This is a genomic window from Aestuariivirga sp. (assembly GCF_044239095.1).
In the GTDB taxonomy this organism is placed as follows: Bacteria; Pseudomonadota; Alphaproteobacteria; order Rhizobiales; family Aestuariivirgaceae; genus Aestuariivirga.
The window spans coordinates 1-7,418 of record NZ_JBIICB010000220.1 but is presented as its reverse complement, the minus strand read 5'-3'; the positions used below and the strand labels follow the sequence as shown (position 1 = coordinate 7,418).

At 58.8% G+C, this 7,418-nt stretch carries 9 protein-coding genes; 5 read left to right on the top strand and 4 right to left on the bottom strand.

What is annotated here, in order from left to right; genetic code table 11:
• From ACILRA_RS17035 to ACILRA_RS17025, 3 genes are all read left to right on the top strand, one after another.
• Positions 1 to 525, top strand: a 525-nt coding sequence (locus ACILRA_RS17035; protein WP_395663262.1) for an N-formylglutamate amidohydrolase, incomplete at its 5' end; no start/stop codon positions are given.
• A gap of 316 nt (positions 526 to 841) precedes the next feature.
• Positions 842 to 964 carry a hypothetical protein gene (locus tag ACILRA_RS17030; RefSeq protein ID WP_395663261.1) on the top strand — a complete coding sequence of 41 codons (123 nt, stop codon included), beginning with the start codon at positions 842 to 844 and terminating at the stop codon, positions 962 to 964.
• A 571-nt stretch (positions 965 to 1,535) separates the two neighbouring features.
• Positions 1,536 to 2,615: an acyltransferase family protein gene (locus ACILRA_RS17025; RefSeq protein WP_395663260.1), complete on the top strand. Its 1,080-nt coding sequence runs from the start codon at positions 1,536 to 1,538 to the stop codon at positions 2,613 to 2,615.
• Between the two features lie 308 nt (positions 2,616 to 2,923).
• Here the strand turns inward: ACILRA_RS17025 and ACILRA_RS17020 are convergent, their stop codons facing one another.
• From ACILRA_RS17020 to ACILRA_RS17005, 4 genes are all read right to left on the bottom strand, one after another.
• Positions 2,924 to 3,295 carry a hypothetical protein gene (locus ACILRA_RS17020; protein ID WP_395663259.1) on the bottom strand — a complete coding sequence of 124 codons (372 nt, stop codon included), beginning with the start codon at positions 3,293 to 3,295 and terminating at the stop codon, positions 2,924 to 2,926.
• A 452-nt stretch (positions 3,296 to 3,747) separates the two neighbouring features.
• Positions 3,748 to 4,077 carry a hypothetical protein gene (locus ACILRA_RS17015; RefSeq protein ID WP_395663258.1) on the bottom strand — a complete coding sequence of 110 codons (330 nt, stop codon included), beginning with the start codon at positions 4,075 to 4,077 and terminating at the stop codon, positions 3,748 to 3,750.
• A gap of 48 nt (positions 4,078 to 4,125) precedes the next feature.
• Entirely contained in the window at positions 4,126 to 4,449 is a 324-nt protein-coding gene (locus ACILRA_RS17010) for a hypothetical protein (RefSeq protein ID WP_395663257.1), read from the bottom strand.
• 270 nt (positions 4,450 to 4,719) lie between these two features.
• Positions 4,720 to 5,301: a hypothetical protein gene (locus ACILRA_RS17005; protein ID WP_395663256.1), complete on the bottom strand. Its 582-nt coding sequence runs from the start codon at positions 5,299 to 5,301 to the stop codon at positions 4,720 to 4,722.
• A 633-nt stretch (positions 5,302 to 5,934) separates the two neighbouring features.
• Between ACILRA_RS17005 and ACILRA_RS17000 the strand changes: the two genes are divergently transcribed.
• Entirely contained in the window at positions 5,935 to 6,279 is a 345-nt protein-coding gene (locus ACILRA_RS17000) for a hypothetical protein (protein WP_395663255.1), read from the top strand.
• A 165-nt stretch (positions 6,280 to 6,444) separates the two neighbouring features.
• Complete coding sequence (locus ACILRA_RS16995; protein WP_395663254.1) at positions 6,445 to 7,236, top strand: inositol monophosphatase family protein; 792 nt, start codon at positions 6,445 to 6,447, stop codon at positions 7,234 to 7,236.
• Positions 7,237 to 7,418 lie beyond the last annotated feature (182 nt).

The window sequence follows — 7,418 nt, the reverse complement described above, 5'->3', positions numbered from 1 at the left end:
GGCGAGGACATCTATCGTGGGCGGCTGGACTTCGCAGAGGCGCGCAAGCGCATCGAGCAGATCTACATTCCCTATCACCGCACGCTCTCCGCCCTCACCAATGCCGTGCTCGCCAAGGTGGGCGAGGTGCTGCTGGTCGACTGCCATTCCATGCCCGCCAGTGCCACCACCCACGTCGCCCCGCACGGCGCGGGCATGGTGGACGTGGTGCTGGGCGACCGGTTCGGCGCGTCATGCGCGGAAGACATTTCGGCCTTCGTCGAGGAGAAGCTGCAGCACCATGGGCTGAAGGTGCTGCGCAACAAGCCCTATGCCGGGGGCTTCATCACCCAGAACCACGGCGCGCCGCACCGCGGCCAGCATGCGCTGCAGATCGAGATCAACCGCAGCCTCTACATGAACGAGGCAACCCTGGAGAAGACCGCCGGCTTCATTCCGTTGCGGAATGTCCTGGAGGATGTGGTGAAGACCCTCCTCCCATGGCTCGAGGAGCGCTTCTCGCCGCAACGGCTTGCGGCGGAGTAGCAGCCAGCCTCCGGCGCATGAAATCCAATCCCTGCCGCAACAGGGCCGCAGTTTTGCACCGCGCGGCCCAAGTCCAGGGAGGGACCCGCTCAAAAATAGCCTCTCACCCTGCCACCGGGGCTGGGCCTGCCGAGAAATCGAAACAGTTTGACCGGACCTGTCCAGCGAATCGCCGGAGTCCGACGGGCTTTCTGCCGCCGACCGATGACATCGAGGTTGGCACAGTGGGGTCCTGCCACCAACTCAATCAAACCGAACATTTTCGTCCTTGTATTGCCGACCTTGTTCGGCAGGCATACCCGGGTCGGAGTGGCTCATGGGCACCCGTCGAGATGGAGGCAGGCTGTACACAACCGTCGGGTTCGATGCGGCAGCGGCTGCAATCTATGTCATATGCTCCGGGGTCGGCTGGATCATCGCGGGCTTCGCGCGCGACTGAGCCCCACCGCTCTCGAGGATGCCCTCTCCCGCGCCTACAGCGAGGCGACAGCGGCTTTCTTGGCCGGCAGGTCGGGTGCCGGAACGTTTCACGGGCTTTACCTTCCCAACCGGCCTCCGCGAAACCCGCGAATGGCACCCACTTGAACAGCTTTGGAGACTGCCTCTTGCCCTCCTGCACGGTCAGCCCGGCCGCCGCCCCGATGGTCGGCGCATGCGAGGATAGAGGCGCACGTCGGCTCACTCGATTAACGTGGCCGAAACAGCGGCTCAATGTTGCCCGGATCGCGCATTTCTGCTCATTTTGATCAGGCCGGTTACCCGGTGGATGTGGGGTTAACCCAATAATCGGCGCTTTTATGGACTTGTGATGATGCAAAAGGTCACTAGGCCTGTCACATGAGTGCCGCGCTGACCAATCCCCATCGGGCAGAATAAACCGATCCCTTCCGAGCAGCCTATCGCGCAACAGGCCCCGCAGAAAATTCTGCGATTGCTCAGTCAATGATTACCATCAAGGACTTTTGTCAGGTTTCTACCAAATCTAGCGCAGATGGTGAGGGAATGCGGACATGACAGATGCATTGATTAAGCGTCCCCAGATAGACGGCTTGCGCGCTTTGGCGATGATAGGCGTGCTGTATGTGCATTACTGGAATAAGGCGCCGGTGACCGAATATGTGCGCGTCACCCTGTTCTTTGTGATTTCTGGCTTTTTGATCACCCATATTCTGATGAACGCCAAGGCGCGGGGCGGCCATATCCTGGTGCGCAATTTCTACATCAGGCGAGCATTGCGGCTGTTTCCAGCGCTGATCGTTTGCTTTGCGGCAGCATGGGCGCTGAATGCCGACGGGTTCCGCGACAGTGCCGCCTGGCACTTTATGCCCACATCAAACATCTATTTCGCGCTTTCGCAGGAATGGCACCCCTGGGTTGTTTCCCATTTGTGGAGCTTGAACGTCTTGGAGCAGTTCTATCTGGGTTGGCCCCTGATCATCTTGTTCCTGTCAGAAAAAACCCTGCACGTGGTGGTGGTTGCGGGCCTTGCGGTGTTGGTCTTTGTGCATGCCAATGACACCCATTTGGCAATTGACCGGTGGTGGCTGGTTCTGGTCTTTGCCTTTGATCCGATCCTGACAGGGGCGCTGGCATATTTGCTGCAACGCCACCCCCCCCCCGTGCGGCAGGTGATGACCAGCCACTTCGCTGTTGCCCTGGCTGTGGCGATGCTGGCGTTACCCTTGGTGTTGTGGGACGGATTTGGCCATTCTGACAGCTACCGCTTCTTTGCCCAACCCGCCGTGGCCGTTCTGGTCGTAGGCGCGTTTCAAGGCTACCGGGGGCCGATTGGCTGGCTTCTGCAATCGCCCCCTGCGCAGTTTCTGGCGATGATATCTTTTGGAGTTTATGTCTATCACATGATGGTTTGGTATGTGATGGCAGAGGCGTTTCCGGTGCTTTACACCCCAGGCCCGCTGACCTTTGCCGTTCTAGGCACGACGACAATCGTGGTTGCCACAGTGTCGTGGTATGCGATGGAAGAGCCGATTGGCCGCTTGAAACACGCCTTCCCGGTGCGCCGCACAGGCCCCAAGGCGATACCGGTCAGCGCAGCCGAACCAGTGACTGCAGCGACAGAACCAAAGTGATCGGCCCCCAACGAGTAGTCCAGTTTGAACACTGGTGTATGGGCAGACTCGCGCTGGACCCTATGCGGATGCTGCCGCAGCGGCAAAGCCGCTGCGGGGCCTTCCTACCCGATCCTGGGCGCTATTGGCGCGGAAATGGCTCTCGATCAAGATGTCGGCCAAGTTTGCTGACATCCCCTCGGTCGGCCACTTATCGACACCGTCCTACGCCCCGTACACCCTTAACCCAATGGACACGCTACCTCGCCGGTGATGGCAAGCCCAGTCCCGGCCATTACCGGCGGCTCTCCCTTCAAAAGGCTGTCGCGTTAGGTGGCGTTCTCGGGCTCCCGGGCAAGTTCGGCTCTTCCTGCTCTGCGTCCATCAGTTCGCTTCACCATGTAGTCACGAACCGCCTTTTCGAACGCTTCCTTGACCCCCGCAGCCGTTTTTCCGTGAAAGCTCACAAAGTCACTTCCAGCGTTCTGCACACAGCCGATAAAGCAATCATCCACGTCCGACCACTGAACCAAGGCCCGGTAGCCAAACAGCACCATCCAACCAGTCATTGCACGCGCTGCATCCATTCGCACGCGCGGCAGCATCTCGGTATACTGCTCCTGAGCGACATGCAAAAATGAATCGCACATCGCGGCGTTTGTCATGTTTGCGGAAATATTGAGCAAGGTCTTGCTGGTCATGATGGTGCAACTCAAACCACCCCTTGAGCAAAGCCACAAGGTCATGCGGCACGATATCGGCCACTTATACACAAGTGCGGCATGGACACGATTGCCGCAGTTCCGTTTAATTCGGCCCTGATATCTGCAGCCTCTTGGCTCTTATAGGCTCGTTGCGCGCCTGTTGGCGAGTTGCAGCCAGCGCGCTCAATCTTGTCATCGTGTGCACGCTGGCGGACTTTCTTGCCCTCACACAGCCCCCGCAGACGGCGTTCTCGGATTGGGGCGGGTACTGGCGTCCGAGCGGCGGGAGCGGGTCAGCGGGATTCGTAGAGGCTAGCGCGTTACGACCAGGCCGAATCACCTCGTCGAAAAGAACGCGCGCAAGATCAATTGCTTGAGCATGATCTTGCCGCAAAAGTGGTTTCCACTTTTGCTGATCATGCTCTAACTGGACTTCAGGGCATCAACCTTCATCCGGCTGTCCAACGGATGTCGCCGCTTCGATTTGCTTCACACCATAGGATCAGTTCTGTGAAGGCCGTGAGGAATTCGATCTTCGCTGCGTCATAGTCCATTGCCTCGCCAAGCAGCGTAATGCCAGTTCCCGGCTCAGCGGGGCCGGTGATCGTCCAGAGCCACGAGGGCTGGGTTGATCGTAGCTCACGGATGCGAAGGATGCGTCCAACCTTAAGTGACCAATCTGAGCCAGCCTCAACGAGAACTGCGTAGTCGTCCCGGCCGATACGAATGAGATTGAACTGCCGCGCGATGTCGCCGGTCCTCAGAATGCGGCGGGCCATGCACGTCGTTTCGCTGGAAATCGGCGAGGCACACGTCCAATCACTCGATTAGCGTGGCTTGAAGAGCGGCTCGCTGTATTTCATGATCGGCATCCTCGAAGGTGATTGCGGCTCCGACACGGCAGCCAACCTATCAAAGATGCTATGAATCCAACCAGAGCGCTGTTCAATGTCTTGATGAAGGTCCGCGTCCGGAGTGACGGTCTTTTGCCGGACGGCACTGCCCTGCGGATTCAGCTGCCGATGGATTGCGTATTTGCGCGCCAGGTGACTGACGTCAATTCCGCGAAAGGTGATTACGCGAGAAGTTTGTAATGCCCCGCCATTCACCAGTCTGCGGTCATCATTGGAAATGAAATCATAGCGCGCCATAGTGCCCTCCCGCATGGGGAGATGTGTAGCCTTTGACCCGGCGCCTACGAAGAGGACCTTTAACAAGTGGTTAACGGGCCTACTCTGCGTTCTGCAAGGACGCTGGCAAGCGTATTGATGGAAGTAGCAGCGTTCTTCATGATGTTACTCTCCGCTAAGGATTGAACACCGCGCGCCTATGGCTCGAGGAGAACAGCGCCAACCTTACTTCGAATGTCCACATCGACCGGGACACCCCCTTAGAGGCGCTCATGCGCCACGAAGATGCAATCACCTTTGCGACAGCTTTTCACCCTCAATTCGGGTAAGTTGGCCAAAAAACTGCTCCAGCCTTTCGCGCTGTGAAAAAGCATCGAAAAATGGATATTCTCCCTTGGATCTGTAGATATCTTCATAATAGACGAGTGACTTTCCAGTCATCTGGCTATAGCGGGTGATCAGAATGTTACTCTCGAGTTGGGCCCGGCAAGAATGGGCTGCAATCCGGTACACCGCGTCCGGATTGTTTCCCGGCATTGAGCGGATAACGAGATCTGCCATGCTGCGGAAGGCCCGCGGTAAGTTGCGTGTGGCTATTCGGAAAGATGAAAGAGGAAGTGCTAGGCTTACGGACTCGTTAATCAGGTAGATCTTGTGGGGTGACTGGACTTGCTGCAAATGCGACAAGAAGTCATCCAGTTCGAACTCAGGCTGATAGCCCGTCTCGTGGTTTGCCATTTTTAGGTCGCCATACCTGCCAAGACCTTTGATATACCCGGGGCTCAGTTCGCCAACGAAACTGTTCCCTGTCTCCCTTGCCTTTTCAAGGCAGAATATCGTTCCGCCGCAGCGTGGCGTCGCGCAGACAATCATGCAGAACCTTCTTATATAAATTGAACGCAACGACATTCATAGGCCCGTCGTTAGCTTAAGACTGAAGGGGCATCAACCAGACTCTTCTTTGAGAGAAGGACCTCTGAACCACAGACCCAAACTCCACGCACATGTTAACTGGAACGGCCTAGAGCGGCGGGCGATCAAATGGAATCCTTGTGACGGCTGATGTCTTCTCCCGCTCCTTCAGCGGGAGAAGAAGGGACCCGTTGCGAAACGCAACGGGGAGATGAGGGAACAAGGGCGCTGCATATAATTCGGAGCCCCGCGGTCCCTCACCTCCCCCAACTTCGTTGGGTCCCCTTCCTCTCCCGCGCCGCGGCAGAGGACGCTGGGCAAGCTGATCTCAGCTGACTGACCGGCGCTTTAAGGTCAATAAGGGCGACGTTCGGGACGGTTACATTCACATTCCTAATTCGAAAAACGGAGAGCCCCGTATGGTGCCCATCCCAGAGGGCTGGGATTGGCCTCTGGGCGGCTGGGCGTACACATCCAGTCAGGGCGTAGGAAGCGCCCTCCGACGCGCCCATCAGGCCGCAGGGCTGCCATACAGGCGTGGCCACGAATTGGGCCCCATGCCTTTGCTGCACGCTGGCTGAAGCCGGAAAGGGCATGAAAGGGCTTCAACTGGCTGGAGGCTGGAAGAAGTTCGCAATCCCAGCGGAGATTTACAACCACCTCGAGATTACCGGCGTGCACTCGCAGATGCGAGAATTGTCCGGAGGTGTGAAGAATCCGGTGAAGTCAGTGCTGGGCGACGGCTTAAGCAATTGTTCTGAAAAGAAAAAAGGGCCGCAGGTTTGCACCGCGCGGCCCAAGTCTAGGGAGGAAACGCCCAGGAAGGGCAGCAGGACATCTCTGTCCCGCGGGGTCGATATGGCAGCGCAAAATGACAGTTTCAAGAGGGAGAAAACAAAATGTTGCACAAATGGTCAAATTTTTCGCCCCCTACGCTGATGAACATCCCCTAACTATCTGTATTATATATATTTGCCTCAATCTCATGCAGCTATTCACTGGGCGCATGGCCATCTGCGGCTTGCTGCAATGCAGCATGAAACAGACCTTGAGAGGCGCCCGGCCCTCACCTAGGAGGGTGCTCGTCGACAGAGGACGCGCGCGATGACCACCCCGGACTGGACCGAACTCACCCGCTTCGCGATCGCCCTCGCCGGAGCCTCCGCAAAGGCAATCCTCCCTCATTTCCGGCAGAACATCGCCGTTGATGTGAAAGACGGGCCGGTCTGGGATCCGGTGACCGAGGGCGACAGGGCCGGCGAGCGCGTCATCCGCGCCATGATCGAGGCGCACTATCCCGATCACGGCATTCTCGGCGAGGAATACGGGCTGAAGGAAGCCCGCTCGCCCTTCACCTGGGTGCTGGACCCCGTCGACGGCACACGCGCCTTCGTGTGCGGCATGCCCACCTGGGCCACCCTCATCGGGCTGAGCTTCGAGGGTAAGCCGGTGCTCGGCCTGATGAACCAGCCGGTGGTGGGCGACATGTTCTACGGCAGCCCGCTGGGCGCCTGGCATGACTACCGCGGGCTCACCACCCCCATCGCAACGCGTAAAGGAATCCCGCTCAGCCGGGCCGCGATCGGCACCACCGCGCCAGAACTCTACCGCAGTGTTGAGAACCAGCGCCGTTTCCAGGCGCTCAAGGCCAGGGCGCAGCTCACCCGCTATGGCGGGGATGCCTATTTCTTTTGCATGATGGCGGCAGGCCACCTGGACATCGCCATGGACTGCGGTCTCCAGCCCTATGACATCACACCCCTGCTGCCCATCGTGACAGGTGCCGGCGGCGTTGCGGCGGAATGGACGGGGGGCGACATGGCCCAGGGCGGCAATGTGATCACCGCAGGTTCGCCCGCCCTCCTGGAGGAGGCGCTGGCGGTCATGACGTCCTGACCGCCAGCGAAAGACGTGTTTACTGCATCGCGAGCTTGAGGCAGGCCGCTGCCGCCTCAGCGGCGGGGCGCGCATCACCACGCGCGACCTGACCAGCCTTCACCAGCGACTTGGTTGTGGCCGTCAGGACGCCCTTGAGGTCTGCACCCGGCCCCACCTGCGGAAGCGCGCCGTTGAAAATC

Coding starts and splice junctions, on each gene's coding strand:
- ACILRA_RS17005 (WP_395663256.1), bottom strand. CDS start 5,301: ATGATTGTCTGCGCGACGCCACGCTGCGGCGGAACGATATTCTGCCTT.
- ACILRA_RS17015 (WP_395663258.1), bottom strand. CDS start 4,077: ATGGCCCGCCGCATTCTGAGGACCGGCGACATCGCGCGGCAGTTCAAT.
- ACILRA_RS16995 (WP_395663254.1), top strand. CDS start 6,445: ATGACCACCCCGGACTGGACCGAACTCACCCGCTTCGCGATCGCCCTC.
- ACILRA_RS17030 (WP_395663261.1), top strand. CDS start 842: ATGGGCACCCGTCGAGATGGAGGCAGGCTGTACACAACCGTCGGGTTC.
- ACILRA_RS17010 (WP_395663257.1), bottom strand. CDS start 4,449: ATGGCGCGCTATGATTTCATTTCCAATGATGACCGCAGACTGGTGAAT.
- ACILRA_RS17000 (WP_395663255.1), top strand. CDS start 5,935: ATGAAAGGGCTTCAACTGGCTGGAGGCTGGAAGAAGTTCGCAATCCCA.
- ACILRA_RS17020 (WP_395663259.1), bottom strand. CDS start 3,295: ATGACCAGCAAGACCTTGCTCAATATTTCCGCAAACATGACAAACGCC.
- ACILRA_RS17025 (WP_395663260.1), top strand. CDS start 1,536: ATGACAGATGCATTGATTAAGCGTCCCCAGATAGACGGCTTGCGCGCT.